This window comes from Georgenia sp. Marseille-Q6866 (assembly GCF_965111665.1).
This window is the reverse complement of the sequence record NZ_CBCOOR010000009.1, coordinates 64165-79668: the sequence shown is the minus strand read 5'-3', so window position 1 is coordinate 79668 and position 15504 is coordinate 64165. Positions and strand designations below refer to the sequence as shown.

Annotated in this window: 13 protein-coding genes; 6 read left to right on the top strand and 7 right to left on the bottom strand. The window is 72.4% G+C overall.

Annotation, left to right across the window (positions count from 1 at the left end; translation table 11 throughout):
* The first annotated feature begins 61 nt into the window (after positions 1-61).
* Genes ACWPXV_RS09410 through ACWPXV_RS09400 form a run of 3 tightly spaced genes read left to right on the top strand, consistent with a single transcriptional unit; the run spans position 62 to position 2951 of the window.
* Positions 62-1057 carry a putative F420-0 ABC transporter substrate-binding protein gene (locus tag ACWPXV_RS09410; RefSeq protein ID WP_454084995.1) on the top strand — a complete coding sequence of 332 codons (996 nt, stop codon included), beginning with the start codon at positions 62-64 and terminating at the stop codon, positions 1055-1057.
* Positions 1054-2148 (top strand): iron chelate uptake ABC transporter family permease subunit, encoded by a 1095-nt coding sequence (locus ACWPXV_RS09405; protein ID WP_454084994.1) that lies wholly within the window; start codon positions 1054-1056, stop codon positions 2146-2148. Before ACWPXV_RS09410 ends, ACWPXV_RS09405 begins: the two co-directional genes overlap by 4 nt.
* Entirely contained in the window at positions 2145-2951 is an 807-nt protein-coding gene (locus tag ACWPXV_RS09400; RefSeq protein ID WP_454084993.1) for an ABC transporter ATP-binding protein, read from the top strand. Before ACWPXV_RS09405 ends, ACWPXV_RS09400 begins: the two co-directional genes overlap by 4 nt.
* A 262-nt stretch (positions 2952-3213) precedes the next feature.
* Here ACWPXV_RS09400 and cofE read toward each other — a convergent pair whose 3' ends face one another.
* Together cofE and ACWPXV_RS09390 are read right to left on the bottom strand one after the other, a co-directional pair.
* On the bottom strand, positions 3214-3996 hold the full coding sequence (gene cofE / locus ACWPXV_RS09395) for a coenzyme F420-0:L-glutamate ligase (protein ID WP_454084992.1): 783 nt from the start codon (positions 3994-3996) through the stop codon (positions 3214-3216).
* Positions 3996-4994 (bottom strand): TIGR03557 family F420-dependent LLM class oxidoreductase, encoded by a 999-nt coding sequence (locus ACWPXV_RS09390; RefSeq protein ID WP_454084991.1) that lies wholly within the window; start codon positions 4992-4994, stop codon positions 3996-3998. The genes cofE and ACWPXV_RS09390 overlap by 1 nt, the downstream gene beginning before the upstream one ends.
* Positions 4995-5090: 96 nt before the next feature.
* Here ACWPXV_RS09390 and valS point away from each other — a divergent pair, with 96 nt between their 5' ends.
* Positions 5091-7802 carry a valine--tRNA ligase gene (gene valS / locus ACWPXV_RS09385; protein WP_454084990.1) on the top strand — a complete coding sequence of 904 codons (2712 nt, stop codon included), beginning with the start codon at positions 5091-5093 and terminating at the stop codon, positions 7800-7802.
* Between the two features lie 82 nt (positions 7803-7884).
* Positions 7885-9705, top strand: coding sequence for an AMP-dependent synthetase/ligase (locus ACWPXV_RS09380; RefSeq protein WP_454084989.1), 1821 nt, complete (start codon positions 7885-7887; stop codon positions 9703-9705).
* Between the two features lie 96 nt (positions 9706-9801).
* Here ACWPXV_RS09380 and ACWPXV_RS09375 read toward each other — a convergent pair whose 3' ends face one another.
* The 3 genes from ACWPXV_RS09375 to ACWPXV_RS09365 all read right to left on the bottom strand — a co-directional run bounded on the left by ACWPXV_RS09375 (position 9802) and on the right by ACWPXV_RS09365 (position 12028).
* Positions 9802-10104, bottom strand: coding sequence for a chorismate mutase (locus ACWPXV_RS09375; protein ID WP_454084988.1), 303 nt, complete (start codon positions 10102-10104; stop codon positions 9802-9804).
* 89 nt (positions 10105-10193) lie between these two features.
* Positions 10194-10889 (bottom strand): response regulator, encoded by a 696-nt coding sequence (locus ACWPXV_RS09370; RefSeq protein WP_454084987.1) that lies wholly within the window; start codon positions 10887-10889, stop codon positions 10194-10196.
* Positions 10886-12028, bottom strand: a complete 1143-nt coding sequence (locus ACWPXV_RS09365) for a sensor histidine kinase (protein WP_454084986.1) — start codon at positions 12026-12028, stop codon at positions 10886-10888. Before ACWPXV_RS09365 ends, ACWPXV_RS09370 begins: the two co-directional genes overlap by 4 nt.
* Positions 12029-12207: 179 nt before the next feature.
* Here ACWPXV_RS09365 and ACWPXV_RS09360 point away from each other — a divergent pair, with 179 nt between their 5' ends.
* Complete coding sequence (locus ACWPXV_RS09360) at positions 12208-12882, top strand: hypothetical protein (RefSeq protein ID WP_454084985.1); 675 nt, start codon at positions 12208-12210, stop codon at positions 12880-12882.
* A 61-nt stretch (positions 12883-12943) separates the two neighbouring features.
* Here the strand turns inward: ACWPXV_RS09360 and ACWPXV_RS09355 are convergent, their stop codons facing one another.
* Positions 12944-14131, bottom strand: coding sequence for a baeRF2 domain-containing protein (locus ACWPXV_RS09355; protein WP_454084984.1), 1188 nt, complete (start codon positions 14129-14131; stop codon positions 12944-12946).
* 82 nt (positions 14132-14213) lie between these two features.
* Positions 14214-15485 carry an ATP-dependent Clp protease ATP-binding subunit ClpX gene (gene clpX, locus ACWPXV_RS09350; protein WP_454084983.1) on the bottom strand — a complete coding sequence of 424 codons (1272 nt, stop codon included), beginning with the start codon at positions 15483-15485 and terminating at the stop codon, positions 14214-14216.
* Between the last annotated feature and the right edge of the window lie 19 nt (positions 15486-15504).

Genomic DNA, 15504 nt, shown 5'->3' with positions numbered 1-15504 from the left:
ACGGTCCGCGCGCGGCGCTGTGACTGCGCAGAGCTCATCCCGTCCTGCTCTGGAGTCACGCGTGCCCCTGCCCCGCCGTGCCGCCGTCCTTGGCGCGCTCGCCCTCGTCCTCACCGCCTGCTCGGCGGCGCCCGCCGACGACGCCACGAACGCCGACGACGGCGGGAGCGCTGCGCCGTCGTCGTCCGCGGCCGGGTTCCCGGTGACCGTGACGAGCTGCGGGACCGAGACGACCCTGGACGCGCCACCCGAACGGATCGTCACGATCAAGTCCTCGGCCACCGAGATGGTCATCGCGCTCGGCGCCGGTGACCGGCTCGTCGGCACGGCCTTCTCCGACGGTCCCCTTCCCGACGGCGTGACGCCGCCGCCCGTCCTCGCCGAGCGCAACCCCTCCCGCGAGTCGGTGCTCGACCTGTCCCCCGACCTCGTCTACGCCGGGTGGGAGTCCAACCTGTCCGACGACGGCGCGGGCGAGCGCGCGGGCTACGAGGAGCTCGGGGTCTCCACCTTCGTCTCCCCCTCCGCCTGCCAGGACCCGGCCCACCAGCCGAACCCGCTGAGCTTCGAGGACGTCTTCGCGGAGGTCGAGGAGGTCGGGCGGATGCTGGGCGCGCCCGAGGAGGCGCAGGCCCTGGTCGCCGAGCAGCGCGCCGCCCTGGAGGCCGTGACACCGACCGGTGAGGGGCTCAGCGCCCTGTGGTACTCCTCCGGCTCCGACACCCCCTTCGTCGGCGCCGGCATCGGGGCGCCGCAGATGATCATGGCGGCGGCCGGGCTGACGAACGTCGCCGACGACGTCGAGGACACGTGGACCTCGCTGTCGTGGGAGGTCGTGGCCGACCGTGACCCGGACGTCCTCGTCCTCGTCGACTCCGCCTGGAACACCGCCGAGAACAAGATCGAGGTGCTCGAGTCCAACCCCGTCACCGCCGCCATGCCCGCCGTCCAGGAGGGCCGCTACCTCACCGTGCCCTTCGCGGCGACGGAGGCCGGGGTGCGCAACGTCTCCGCCGTCGCCGACCTCACGCGGCAGATCGAGGCGCTCGCGCCGTGACGGACCTCGACCGCCGCGCCCCGGCCACCGGCGCACCCGCCCCGGGTGCCGGCCGGCCGCGCCGCCTCGCCCTGGCCGGCGGTCTCCTCGCGCTGCTCGCGCTGCTCGTCCTCACGATGAGCTGGGCGGTGACCGTGGGCCCGGCCTCCATCACGGTGGGGCAGGTGTGGGGGTCGGCGTGGCACCACGTGTGCTCGGCCCTCGCGCCGGGCGCCGTGAGCTGCGCGGGTGATCCGCTCACCGCGATCCAGGACGCCATCGTGTGGCAGGGGCGTGGGGCGCGGGTGGTCGCGGCGGCGAGCGTCGGCGCCGGGCTCGCCGTTGCTGGCACGGTCATGCAGGCGGTCGTGCGCAACCCGCTGGCCGACCCCTACCTCCTCGGGGTCTCCTCCGGCGCCTCCCTCGGGGCCGTCGCCGTGCTCGTCCTCGGGATGACCGTGCTGCTGCCGGTGGCCGCCTTCGTCGGCGCCGTCGGTGCGCTGGTCCTCACCCTTCTCCTGGCCACGGCCCGCGGCGGTGGCCTGCCTCCGGTCCGGACCGTGCTCGCCGGCGTGGCGGTCGGGCAGGCGTGCTCGGCCCTCGTCAGCTTCGTCATCTTCTGGTCCGCGACGGGCGACTCCTACCGGGAGATCCTGTCGTGGCTGCTCGGCTCCTTCGGCGGCATCACGTGGCCCGAGGCGACGCTCGCCGCCGGCGGCACGATCGTCCTCGGCGGTCTGCTCGCCTCACGCTCGCGGGTGCTGGACGCCTTCGCCTTCGGAGACGTGTCCGCCTCGTCCCTGGGCGTCGACGTGCGGCGGGAGCGGTGGCTGCTGCTCGTCGTCGTCACGCTCCTCACCGCCGTCCTCGTGTCGGTGTGCGGGTCGATCGGCTTCGTCGGTCTCGTCGTCCCGCACGCCGTCCGGCTCGTCCTGGGCTCGCGCAACCACCGGGTCATGCCGGTCGCCGCGCTCGTCGGCGCGCTGTTCCTCCTCCTCGCCGACACCGCGGCCCGCACGGTCTTCGAGCCGCGGGAGCTGCCGGTCGGGATCCTCACCGCCGCCATCGGGGCGCCGGTCTTCGCGGTCCTCCTGCGCCGGAGCCGGCTGTGAGCGGGCCGGCGCGCACCGGGGCGCGCACCGACGCCGTCACCCTCACGGTGGGTGGGCTCGGGCTGCGGCTGGGCGGGACGCCGGTGCTGCGGAACATCGCCGCCCAGCTCCCCCCGGGGGCGGTGAGCGCCGTCGTCGGGCCCAACGGGTCGGGGAAGTCGACGCTGCTGCGGCTGCTCGTCGGGGCCCTGGAGCCGGACCACGGCACGGTCCTCCTCGACGGCCGCGAGCTCGCCGAGCTGTCCCGCCGGGCCCGCGCCCGCGAGCTGGCGCTGGTGGAGCAGGACTCGAGCGCGCCCGTGTCCCTCGACGTCCTGGACGTCGTCCTCCTCGGCCGCACTCCGCACCGGCCGACGTGGTCCGCGGACTCGAGCGACGACGTCGCCCTCGCCCGCGAGGCGCTCGGGCGCACGGGGGCCGCGCACCTCGAGGGCCGCGACGTCGCCACGCTCTCCGGCGGCGAGCGCCAGCGCGTCCACCTGGCGCGGGCCCTCGCGCAGACGCCGCGGCTGCTCCTGCTCGACGAGCCGACCAACCACCTGGACGTCGCTGCCCAGCTCGACGTGCTCCACCTCGCCGGTGAGCTCGCGGCCACGGGCGTCACGGTGCTGACCGCGCTGCACGACCTCAACCACGCGCTGCAGCACTGCGCCCACGTCGTCGTCCTCGACACCGGACGCGTCGTGGCCGCCGGCCCGCCCACCGAGGTCCTCACCGAGGAGCTCGTCTCGCGCGTCTACGGCGTCCGCGCCGAGCGGGTGACGGTGCGCGGCCGCGACCTCCTCCTCTACACCCGCCCCTAGCCCAAGGCCCCCCTCGCGCCGAGCGCTGAGTTATTACCCAAGGCCCCCCTCGCGCCGAGCGCTGAGTTATTACCCAAGGCCCCCCTCGCGCCGAGCGCTGAGTTATTACCGTCTGGTTCGCGCGGGCAACGGGTCACAGCTGTCCCTCACCGCAGGTCTCCCGGCGAGTGTTGGCTCCCATGGGGTGGGGAGAGCCCGTAACAACTCGACAGGGACGACCCGTAACAACTCAGCGCTCGGCGCGGAGAACGCCGAGCAAGACTCAGCCCTGGGCGTCGGAGAGGCCGCGGGCGTAGGCCTCGGCGGAGCCCTCACGGAAGAGGTCCTCGGTGGCGGACCGGGCGAGGACGCGAGCGCCGTCGCCGTCCTCGGTCGTCACGAGGTGGGCCAGGCCGCGCACGACGGCCACCGGGCGGCCGTCGGCCTTGCCCTTGACGAGCTCGGCGGCCGCGGCGATCTCGTCGGCGGCGGCGATCGTCGTCATCCGCAGCTCGCGGCCGTACCCGTCGCGCCGGCCGCGGTGGTCCTGCAGGACGACGACGCCGGCCGCGCCGATCGCGATGTCCGCGACGCCCTCGCGCCACGGCCGGCCCACGGTGTCGGTGACGACGACGCCCGGCCGCACGCCCAGACGGGCGTCGAGCCCGCGGCGCAGCCGGCGCGCCGACTCGTCGGGGTCCTCCGGCAGGAGCAGCGCGGTCCCCAGCGGCACGTCGGAGGAGTCGACACCCGCGGCGGCCATGACCAGCCCCTGCGGGGTCTCGACGATCCGCAGCGTCGACCCGTCGGGCCGCGAGCGCGAAGCCACGACGCGCACCGTCTGGGAGGCGATGGCCGCCTCGAGCTCCTCGCGGGTCCGGGCGGCGACGAGCCGTCGCTCGGCCTTGGCCACGACCTTGCTCGCGACGACGACGACGTCGCCCTCGGCGACACCGGTGCTCCCGTCGGGCCACACCAGCTCCCGGAGCGCGGGCGCGACGACGGCGGCGAGGTCGTCCCCGCCGGTGACCGGGGGCAGGCCCTCGACGGCCTGGGCGAGCAGCATCAGCGGGCGAGCTTGGGCAGGACGTCGCGGCCGAAGACCTCGACCCACTCACGCTGGTTGCGCCCGACGTTGTGGAGGTAGATCCGGTCGAAGCCGAGGTCGACGTACTTCTGGATCTCCGCGCGGTGGACGTCGGGGTCGGCGGAGATGACCATCCGCCCCTCGAAGTCCTCCGGGCGCACGAGCTTGGCCATGGCGGCGAAGTCGAAGGGCGAGCGAATGTCGGCCTTGGGGAACTTCATCCCGCCGTTGGGCCACTGGTCCAGGGCGTTCGCGAGCGCCTCCTCGTCCGTCTCGGCCCACGACATGTGGAGCTGGAGGATCTTGGGCATGGTCTCGGGGTCCTTGCCCACCTCGCGCGCGCCGGAGGCGAACTTGTCGAAGAGTCCGGAGATCTTCTCCAGCGGCGCCCCCACGGTGATGAGGCCGTCGGCGTGCTTGCCGGCGCGGCGCGCGGTCACCGGTCCTCCGGTGGCGACGTAGATGGGCGGCGCCTCCTCGGGCATCGTCCACAGCCGGGTCGACTCGAGCTTGTAGAAGGTGCCCGAGTGCTTGGCGTCCTTGCCGGCCAGCGAGGCCGTGAAGAGCTTGCGGATGATCTCGATGGCCTCGAACATCCGGTTGATCCGCTCGGGCGCCTCCGGCCAGTAGTTGGCGGTGACGTGCTCGTTGAGCGCCTCCCCCGAGCCCAGGCCCAGCCAGTGCCGCCCCGGGTACATCGCCGCGAGGGTGGCCGAGGCCTGCGCGACCATCGCCGGGTGCCAGCGGAAGGTCGGGGCTGTCACACCGGGGCCGATGTCCCCGCGGGTGCGCTCACCCAGCGCCGAGAGGACGTTCCACACGAAGGCGGCCTGCCCCTGCGAGGGCGTCCAGGGCTGGAAGTGGTCGGCGGCCATGACGCCGGAGAAGCCGTGCTCCTCGGCCAGCGCACTGATCTCCACCACCTCGGTGGGGTGGAACTGCTCCAGCGCGGCCGCGTACCCGATCGTGAGGTCCATGGGACCAGTCTGTCAGGTGTGACTGGCCCCTCGCCCGCCTGCACCGGCACGGACGGATGAGCCCGCCGCCTCGGGAGCGTGGAACAATCTGGTCCCATGACCGACGCGCACGACCCCACCCCCGCCGCCCCGCTGTCCACCTCGTCCGTCCCGGACAAGGTCAGCCTCGACGGCCTGGAGGAGAGGTGGGACGAGCGCTGGGCCGAGCAGGGCACCTACGCCTTCGACCGCACCGCCACCCGCGAGCAGGTCTACTCGATCGACACCCCGCCCCCCACGGTCTCCGGCTCCCTCCACGTGGGCCACGTGTTCTCCTACACGCACACCGACGTCGTGGCCCGCTACAAGCGGATGACCGGCAAGAGCGTCTTCTACCCGATGGGCTGGGACGACAACGGCCTGCCCACCGAGCGCCGCGTGCAGAACTACTACGGCGTGCGCGTGGACCCCACGCTCCCTTACGTGCCGGACTTCGTGCCCCCGCACGACGGCGGTGAGGGCAAGAGCGTCAAGGCCGCCGACCAGCAGCCCATCTCCCGTCGCAACTTCGTCGAGCTGTGCGAGCGCCTCACCCAGGAGGACGAGAAGCAGTTCGAGGCGCTGTGGCGCCACCTCGGTCTGAGCGTGGACTGGTCGCTGCACTACCAGACCATCGGGCGCGAGTCCCAGCTCGTCGCGCAGGCCGCGTTCCTGCGCAACCTCGCCCGCGGCGAGGCCTACCAGGCCGCCGCGCCGGGCCTGTGGGACGTCACGTTCCAGACCGCCGTCGCCCAGGCCGAGCTCGAGGCGCGCGACTACCCGGGCCACTACCACCGGGTCGCCTTCCACCTCACCGACCCAGCCGCCGGCGCGGGCCTGGAGCAGGTGACGGACGGCAAGGTCCACATCGAGACGACGCGCCCGGAGCTGCTGCCCGCCGTCGTCGCCCTCATCGCCCACCCCGACGACGAGCGCTACCAGCCGCTGTTCGGCACCACGGTCCGCTCCCCCCTCTTCGGGGTCGAGGTCCCGGTGCTCGCCCACCCGGCCGCCGAGATGGACAAGGGCGCGGGCATCGCGATGTGCTGCACCTTCGGTGACCTCACCGACGTCCAGTGGTGGCGCGAGCTCGACCTGCCCACCCGCCCGGTCATCCGCCGCGACGGCCGCCTCCTGGCCGAGGCGCCGGAGTGGGTCGAGCAGCCCGCCGCGGTCGAGCTGTGGGAGCAGTCCCTGGCCGGGAAGACGACTTTCACCGCCCGCAAGGAGATCGTCGACGCGCTGCGCACCAGCGGCGACCTCGACGGCGAGCCGGTCGCCACCCAGCGCAAGACGAACTTCTTCGAGAAGGGCGACAAGCCGCTCGAGATCGTCACCTCCCGCCAGTGGTACATCCGTAACAGCGGACGGCCAGGCACCGACTCCCAGGGCCGCGACCTGCGCGAGGGTCTCCTCGAGCGCGGCCGCGAGCTGAAGTTCCACCCCGACTTCATGCGGGTGCGCTACACCAACTGGGTCGAGGGCCTCAACAGCGACTGGCTCATCTCCCGCCAGCGCTTCTTCGGCGTCCCGATCCCGGTCTGGTACGCCGTCGACGAGAACGGTGACGTCGACCACGAGCGCGTGCTCACGCCGTCGGAGGACCTGCTCCCGGTCGACCCGAGCATCGACGTGCCCGCCGGCTACACCGAGGACCAGCGCGGCACGCCCGGCGGCTTCGTCGGCGAGGTCGACATCATGGACACCTGGGCCACCTCCTCGCTCACCCCGCAGATCGCCGGCGGCTGGCTCCGCGACGAGGACCTCTTCTCCCGGGTCTTCCCCATGGACCTGCGCCCCCAGGGCCAGGACATCATCCGCACGTGGCTGTTCTCCACGATGGTCCGCGCGCACCTGGAGTTCGACTCCCTGCCGTGGCGCGACACCGCGATCTCCGGCTGGATCCTGGACCCGGACCGCAAGAAGATGTCCAAGTCCAAGGGCAACGTCGTCACCCCGCTCGGCCTGCTCCAGGAGCACGGCGCCGACGCCGTCCGCTACTGGGCGGCCTCGGCCCGGCTGGGCACGGACGCGGCCTTCGACACCGGTCAGATGAAGATCGGCCGCCGCCTGGCCATCAAGGTCCTCAACGCCTCGAAGTTCGCGCTCACCATGGGTGGGGACACCCCGGCGAGCCTCGACGTCGCCGCGGTCACCGAGCCGCTGGACCTCTCGCTCCTCGCGGGGCTGGCCGACGTCGTCGAGAGCGCGACGACGGCGCTGGAGCGCTACGACCACACCCGCGCCCTGGAGCTGACCGAGACCTTCTTCTGGACCTTCTGCGACGACTACCTCGAGCTCGTCAAGGACCGTGCCTACGGCTCCACCGCGGCCGGGTACACGCCCACCGAGGTCGCCTCGGCCCGGACGGCGCTGGCGGTCACCACCGACGTCGTCCTGCGGCTGCTCGCCCCGTTCCTGCCCTTCGCGACCGAGGAGGTGTGGAGCTGGTGGCGCAGCGGGTCGGTGCACGCGGCTCCGTGGCCCTCGGCCGCGCCGCTGCGCCGGGCCGTGACCGACGCGGACCCCGCGCTCCTCCATGCCACCGGCAAGGCCCTCGCGGCCCTGCGCAAGGTGAAGTCCGAGGCCAAGGTGTCCCAGCGGACGACCTTCGCCCGGGTGCGCCTGGAGCTGCCCTCCTCCGACGTCGACCGCATCGGCCACGCACTCGCCGACCTGCGCGCCGCGGGCCGGGTGCGCGGTGACCTCGAGGTCATGGGCCGCACCGACCTCGAGGATGCCGTCGTCGGCGCCCACGAGCTGGACGAGCCCCCGGCCAAGACGCGCTGACCAGGCCTGTGACGCCCGCCCCGCGCGAGCGCCGCCGCACGACCGAGCACCCGGGAGCCACTCCCGGCGAGAGGATCGACCGATGAACGAGCAGCGTCCCGAGGCGAGCACGCCCGGGGTCGGGCGGCTCGAGCCGCACATGTCCCTGCCCTGGGTGCTGGCCGACCGGCTGGCCCGCGACCCCGCCGGGGTCATCTTCGAGCGCAAGTCCTCCCTGGGCACGAAGTTCGTCCCGGTGAGCGTGCAGACCTTCGCCGAGGAGGTCACCGCCGTCGCCAAGGGCCTCATCGGCCTGGGCGTGGAGGTCGGGGACCGCGTGGCGATCATGGCGCACACGAGCTACGAGTGGTCGCTGCTCGACTTCGCCGCCTGGTCCGCCGGCGCCGTGCCCGTGCCGATCTACGAGACCTCCTCCGCCGAGCAGGCCGAGTGGATCGTGTCGAACTCCGGTGCGCGCGTCGTCTTCGCCGAGACCCGCGGGATGGCGGCCATGCTCCAGCCCATGGTGGAGCGGCTCGAGCACCTCGAGCGGGTGCTCGTGCTGGACGAGAACGCCGTCGAGACGACCATCGGCCACGGCACCGACGTCCCTGCCGAACGGGTCACCGAGCGCGCCGAGGCCGCCGACATGTCGAGCCTCGCGACGATCATCTACACCTCCGGCACCACCGGACGGCCCAAGGGCGTCGAGCTCACCCACGGGAACTTCGTCAGCCTCGTCGTCAACGGCAGCGACGACCCGAACTTCTCCGGCGTCGTCCGCGGCACGGACAAGCGGACCCTGCTGTTCATGCCGATCGCGCACGTCTTCGCACGCTTCGTCCAGATCCTGTGCGTCTACTCCGGCGCGACGATGGGCCACGTGCCGGACGCGAAGAACCTCGTCGCGGACCTCGACGCCTTCAAGCCAACCTTCCTCCTCGCCGTCCCCCGCGTCTTCGAGAAGGTGTACAACTCGGCCGACGCCAAGGCGGGCGCCGGTGCGAAGCAGCGCATCTTCCGGTGGGGCGCGAAGGTCGCGATCACCTACTCGCGCGCCCTGGAGTCCAACGGCGGACCGTCGGCCGCGCTCAAGGCGCAGCGTGCCGTGGCCGACCGGCTCGTCTACGCCAAGATCCGTGGCGCGATGGGCGGGAACCTCGACTGGGCGATCTCCGGTGGCGGCCCCCTGGGTGAGCGCCTCGGGCACTTCTTCCGCGGCATCGGCGTCGGGGTCCTCGAGGGCTACGGCCTCACCGAGGTGGGCGCCCCCACGACCGTCAACCGCCCCGGCCTCACGAAGATCGGCACCGTGGGTCCGCCCTACCCCGGCACCCGCGTGGCGATCGCCGAGGACGGGCAGGTGCTCGTCAAGGGCGACCATGTCTTCCGCGGCTACCACGACAACCCCGAGGCGACGGCGGAGGCTTTCACCGAGGACGGCTGGTTCGTCACCGGCGACCTCGGGCAGCTCGACTCCGACGGCTACCTGCGCATCACCGGCCGCAAGAAGGAGATCATCGTGACGGCCGGCGGCAAGAACGTCGCGCCCGCGGTGCTCGAGGACCGCCTGCGTGGCCACCCGCTGGTCTCCCAGGTCGTCGTCGTCGGCGACGGGCGCCCCTTCATCGGCGCGCTCGTGACGCTCGACGAGGACATGCTGCCGGGCTGGCTCGCCAACCACGACCTGCCCCCGATGAACGTCGAGCAGGCCGCCACGGACGAGCGGGTGCTCGCCGCCCTCGACCGCGCGGTCACGCGCGCCAACGAGGCCGTCTCCCGGGCCGAGTCGATCCGCAAGATCACCGTCCTCACGGCCGACTTCACCATGGAGAACGGCTACCTCACCCCGAGCCAGAAGGTGAAGCGCGCCAAGGTCCTGCAGGACTTCGACCGCGAGATCGACGCGATCTACGGCACCTGAGCCCCCACCCCCGCCAGCACCTCCCGCATATGCGCGAATATCGCGGCCGTTGCGAAGCGGCGGCCGCGATATTCGCGCATATGCGGCAGTGGGGGGCTACTCGGACTGGCGGGACTCCGCCGTCGCGACGTGGTGGCGGATGACTTCCTCGACGATGAAGGACAGGAACTTCTCGGCGAAGACCGGGTCGAGCCCGGCGACCTCGGCGAGGGCGCGCAGGCGCCGGATCTGGTCGGCCTCACGGTCGGGGTCCGACGCCGGCAGGCCGAGGTCGGCCTTGATGTGCCCCACCCGCTGGGTGCACTTGAAGCGCTCGGCGAGGAGGTGGATGAGGGCGGCGTCGATGTTGTCGATCGTGCCGCGGGCGCTTGCCAGCTCGGCCGGGATGGTCTCGCTCATGGGCCGATCCTAGGGGCAACGTCCCCCGCGACGGCTGCGTGGCCGCGCCGTGGACGCCGAGCGGCTGCACCCTGCCCTCACAGGCGGTGTCACCCGTCAGGGCCGGGGACGACGCCTGTCTCGTAGGCGTAGATCACCGCCTGCACCCGGTCGCGCAGCGCGAGCTTCATGAGCACCCGGCCGACGTGTGTCTTCACCGTGGTCTCCGACACGAACATCTCGGCGGCCATCTCCGCGTTCGTCAGGCCTCGCGCCAGCATCCGCAGGGTCTCGTGCTCGCGGGCGGTGAGGGTCGCGAGGTTCGCCCGGGCCTCGACGTCGACCGGCCGCGGCCGCTGGAGGAACAGCTCGATCATGCGTCGCGTCACGGTCGGTGCCAGCAGCGACTCACCGGCACGCACCGCACGGATGCCGGAGACGAGCAGCTCGGGTTGCACGTCCTTGAGGAGGAACCCGCTCGCGCCGGCCCGCAGAGCGGCGAAGACGTACTCGTCCATGTCGAAGGTCGTGAGCATGACCACCCGCGCCCCGCTGCCCAAGGCGACGATCTGGCGGGTGGCGGCGATCCCGTCGACCACCGGCATGCGCACGTCCATGAGGACCACGTCCGGCCTCAAGGCGGCGGCCTGGGACACGGCCTGCGCCCCGTCCGCTGCCTCACCGACCACCGTGATGTCCGGCTCGATCTCCAGAATGAGGCGGAAGCCCGCTCGCACGAGGGCCTGGTCGTCGACGACCAGGACCTTGATCGGGTCGGACGGCGGGACCGCGGTCGGGGAGCTCACGTCGGTCCCGTCGGCAGTGTCGCGACGAGCGCGAACCCGCCGGGTGCGCACGGCCCGCTGACGAGCGAGCCACCGTAGAGCTCCACGCGCTCGCGCATGCCGACCAGGCCGATGCCCGGCTCGGCGGCCTGCTCCGACGTCACCCGGCCGTCGTCACGGACGGCAACCTCGACATGGTCCGCCCCGTAGCGGATCGACACGTCGGCGCCGTGGGCGTCCCGGGCGTGGCGCAGGGTGTTCGTCAGGCCCTCCTGCACGAGACGGTAGGCGGTGAGGTCCAGCCCCGGCGCCAGCGCTCGCGGGGTGCCGGTCACCGACACCGAGACCTCCAGGCCCGCGGCTCGGACCTGCTCGACCAGGTCGTCGAGCCGGGCGAGGCCGGGAGCCGGCATGAGGTCGGTGCCGTCGTCGCTGTCGCGCAGGACGCCGACCAGCCGGCGCATCTCGGCCATCGCCGCCCGCCCGGTGACCTCCACGGCCTCCAGCGCCTCCCGTTCCACGGCCTGGTCCGGCGTGAGCCGACGGCGGACCGCCGACGCCTGGACCGTCATGACGCTGACGCTGTGCCCGACGACGTCGTGCAGCTCTCGCGCGATCCGGTTGCGCTCCTGCGCGACGGCCTGCGCCTCCCGCTGCAGCACGCCTGCCCGGCGCTGCTCCCGGTTGACCGTCGAGAGCCGCAGCAGGACCCCGACCAGCCACGCGATGACGATCGGGGAGAGCCACACGACGGTACCCAGCCGCTCGGCGACCGAGGCACCCTCGTTCAGCGGATCGAGACCGGACCACGCCGCCCAGTACGCGGCGGCCAGGGCCAGGCTCCACCACGCCCGGCGGGTCTCCACCAGCCTGCCGACCGTGTAGGCGGCGATCGCGGACGGCAGGGCGACCGCGTTCCCCTCCGGCGCCCCGTAGGCGAGGAACACGGCGACGCTCACCGCGAGGATCGCCGCCTGGCACCCGAGCGGACTCACCCGGCGGACGACGAGCAGCGCCGCGCTGACGCCGTACAGGAGGGCCTGCGCCCACAGCGGCCCCTGCCGGTGCGTCGCACCCACACCCCACCACGCCTCGAGCTGGCCGGCCACGCCGACGACCACCGCGAGTGCGATGTCGAAGGCCCAGCTCCTGCGCGCCACATCGCGACGGTACCGCCGCCCGGGCGACGCATCGTCCTCCTCGAGGAGGACGCGGGGCGCTGGCCCCGTCCTGCCGGCAGCGGCAGCTCGTCCTCCGTGACGACGACGGCCCTCGCGGCTGTTCCTACGGTCGGTAGTGGCGATCATGTCGACGCCGGCGTCCGGCCAGAGGAGCAGTCATGGACATCAGCCCCACCACCGCACGGAGGATCAACCGCGCCGCCTGGACGATGGCGGTCCTGGGAACCGTCGTCGGTCAGCTGCACGCGCTCGCCCGTTTCCAGGTGCACCCGGACGACCTCGCGGCATCCCCCCTCGCTCGCGCCTGGGCCGAGCCGGCTACCCGGATCCTGCGGCCGCTGCTCGACTGGGCCGACGGGTGGACCGTCTACGTCACCTACGGGAAGGTCTGGACCCCCGTCTGCCTCGCCCTCGTCGCAGCCGCCTACCTCGTGTACCGGCGCCGGCGCCCCGGCGGCACCGAGCGGACGCTGTGGCTGGTCACGCTGGCCGGCTACGTGATGATGACGGTGTCCGTCGTCGGCGAGTACTTCACCCCGTGGACCGACCAGATGTTCCTCGTCGGCATCGCCGCTGCCCTGGTCATCGCCGGCAGTGGGATCGCCCTCGGGAGCCTCCTGCTGCGTCGCGGGTTCCGGCCGCGGACGACCGCGGTTCTCCTCGTGCTCTTCCTCCCCCTCATGGTCACCATCACGACCGTGACGTCCCTGGGAAGCGCGCTGCTGCCGCTCGTGTGGGGATGGGCCCTCGCCACTCGCGCGGCCGTGCGCGGCGAGCAGCCGGATCGGCCCGGCCCTGGCCCGCACACCGAGCCGGCTGTCCGTCGGACCTGACGAGAACGTCACGAGACACGCCGACGGCGCCGCCCCTGTGGGACGGCGCCGCCGGTCCGGGTCAGGAGCGGGCGTTGTCCCCGCTCACCTTGTAGGCGTGCTCGCTCGGGGTCGAGGCGTCCCGCCACCGGAGCAGCGCACCGACGCCGTCGACGAGCTCGGCGGCCGCCTCGTCGACGATCGTCACCCCTGCCGCCTGCTCCGCGGCGGCCCGGCCGATCGCGAGGTCGGCACGCACCTCCCGCGGCTCGCTGACGCCGAGGTCGGCGACGAGGGCAGGTGTCGTGGCGATCTCGAGGGCCCCGTTCCCGGCCCAGAGGCTGCGCAGCCGCAGCTGGGAGTTGCGCCCCGTGGTGTCCTCCCGCAGGAGCAGCTCGGCGACCTGGCCGCGGGAGAGCGCCGCGACGACGTCGTCGACGCTCTGCGTCGCCGTCCCGTCCCGGCCCTCCTCCTGACGGAAGCGGTCGAGCACCTCCTCGCGGCGACGTGCCCGGAAGATCTCCAGTGCCTCGTGCAGCTTGCGCTCGAAGGCCTGCTCGTTGACGCCGGCAGCGCGCGAGCCGCCCTCGAGCACCGTGGCGATGGCCCCTGCCTCCGCGCCCAGCCGCTCGCGCACGAGCGCGACGGCCCGGACGTCGCCGGTGAGGAGCAGGAGCTCGGGCCGGCGCTCCGTGACGATCCGGTCGAGCTCGGAGGCGACGGTCTCCGCGTTGCGCTCCCACGAGTCCTCGGCGCGGGCCTGCAGGCGTCGGGTCGCCATGCCGGCGCGGCGCACCTTGTTGATGACGTCCTGGTCGCCCTCGACGCTGCCCAGCTCGTCGCCCCCCGCCTCGTACTCGAAGGCGGCGTGCCTCTGCAGGGTGAGATCGGCCCCCGTGCGGTCGATCTCGGCCAGCAGGTAGGCGACGGTGCCGTCCGCGACCTTGGCCAGCGACACGACGTCGAGGCCCACGACCCCGGTGTCGTCGGACGGCGGTTCGGGCAGCACCCGGTCGATGACAACGCCCTCCGGCCCCGCCACGATCGTGCGACCGTGCTTGCCGGGGACGTGGGTGGGAACGCGCACCTGTTCGTCGACGTGGTCGAGGGTACGGGCGCTCACGCCTCGGCCCTCCAGCGTGCGGCGCAGGTCGCGCCATCGGGTGAGCACGGCTTGGTAGCCGTTCTCCGACTCGCGCGTCGCGTCGAAGGTGACGGTGACGACGTCGTCGCCACTAGGAACCAGGCTCGTGAGCCAGTCGATCTGCATGTGACAGCACCTCACTCGTCTCGCGTGCAGTGCTGTCTACTGTGGTCCACGAAACGCGGGCCCGCACCTCATCGCAGGTGCGTCAGGCGCTCTTCTCACGAGGCGGACGGCGCTTCTTCTCGCGCGGCACGAGCGTGGGGTTGACGTTCTGCTTGACGACCTCGGCCGTGATGACGACCTTCTCGACGTCGTCCCGGCTGGGGACGTCGAACATCGTCTCGCGGAGGATCTCCTCCATGATGGCGCGCAGGCCGCGGGCGCCGGTCCCGCGCAGGAGGGCGAGGTCGGCGATCGCCTCGAGGGCGTCCTCGGTGAACTCCAGCTCCACGCCGTCGATCTCGAACATCCGCTGGTACTGGCGCACGAGCGCGTTGCGCGGCTCGGTGAGGATCTTGATGAGCGCGCCGCGGTCGAGCGGGGAGACGGTCGTGACGATCGGCAGGCGGCCGACGAACTCGGGGATGAGCCCGAACTTGTGGAGGTCGGCGGGCCGCACCTCGGCGAAGGGGTCCACGTCCACCTCGGTGGAGCGCAGGGTGGCACCGAAGCCGATCCCGCTGCGACCGACGCGCGAGGTGATGATGTCCTCGAGCCCGGCGAAGGCGCCGGCCACGATGAACAGCACGTTCGACGTGTCGATCTGGAGGAACTCCTGGTGTGGGTGCTTGCGCCCGCCCTGCGGCGGCACCGACGCCTGGGTGCCCTCAATGATCTTGAGCAGCGCCTGCTGCACGCCCTCACCGGACACGTCGCGCGTGATCGACGGGTTCTCGCTCTTGCGAGCGATCTTGTCGATCTCGTCGATGTAGATGATGCCCTTCTCGGCCTTCTTGACGTCGAAGTCGGCGGCCTGGATGAGCTTGAGGAGGATGTTCTCGACGTCCTCACCGACGTACCCGGCCTCGGTGAGCGCCGTCGCGTCGGCGATCGCGAAGGGCACGTTGAGCATCTTCGCCAGCGTCTGGGCGAGGTAGGTCTTGCCCGTGCCGGTGGGGCCGATGAGCAGGATGTTGGACTTGGCCAGCTCGACGACGTCGTCGGCGGCGGGGGTCTTCTCGGCGGCCTGGACCCGCTTGTAGTGGTTGTAGACGGCGACGGCGAGGGAGCGCTTGGCAGGCTCCTGGCCGACGACGTACTGCTCGAGAAAGTCGAAGATAGCGCGCGGCTTGGGCAGGTCGACCAGGCCGAGCTCGCTGGCCTCGGCGAACTCCTCGTCGATGATCTCGTTGCACAGGTCGATGCACTCGTCGCAGATGTACACCCCCGGCCCGGCGATGAGCTTCTTCACCTGCTTCTGGCTCTTGCCACAGAAGGAGCACTTGAGCAGGTCAGTACCCTCAGCACTCCGTGCCATGCTCACTCCTCTTCGCCGG

What these genes read in the sequence shown, in the direction of transcription:
- cofE (WP_454084992.1), bottom strand. Translation starts at nt 3,996, where the DNA reads ATGCTGCTCGCCCAGGCCGTCGAGGGCCTGCCCCCGGTCACCGGCGGG.
- ACWPXV_RS09390 (WP_454084991.1), bottom strand. Translation starts at nt 4,994, where the DNA reads ATGGACCTCACGATCGGGTACGCGGCCGCGCTGGAGCAGTTCCACCCC.
- valS (WP_454084990.1), top strand. Translation starts at nt 5,091, where the DNA reads ATGACCGACGCGCACGACCCCACCCCCGCCGCCCCGCTGTCCACCTCG.
- ACWPXV_RS09380 (WP_454084989.1), top strand. Translation starts at nt 7,885, where the DNA reads ATGAACGAGCAGCGTCCCGAGGCGAGCACGCCCGGGGTCGGGCGGCTC.
- ACWPXV_RS09375 (WP_454084988.1), bottom strand. Translation starts at nt 10,104, where the DNA reads ATGAGCGAGACCATCCCGGCCGAGCTGGCAAGCGCCCGCGGCACGATC.
- ACWPXV_RS09360 (WP_454084985.1), top strand. Translation starts at nt 12,208, where the DNA reads ATGGACATCAGCCCCACCACCGCACGGAGGATCAACCGCGCCGCCTGG.
- ACWPXV_RS09355 (WP_454084984.1), bottom strand. Translation starts at nt 14,131, where the DNA reads ATGCAGATCGACTGGCTCACGAGCCTGGTTCCTAGTGGCGACGACGTC.
- clpX (WP_454084983.1), bottom strand. Translation starts at nt 15,485, where the DNA reads ATGGCACGGAGTGCTGAGGGTACTGACCTGCTCAAGTGCTCCTTCTGT.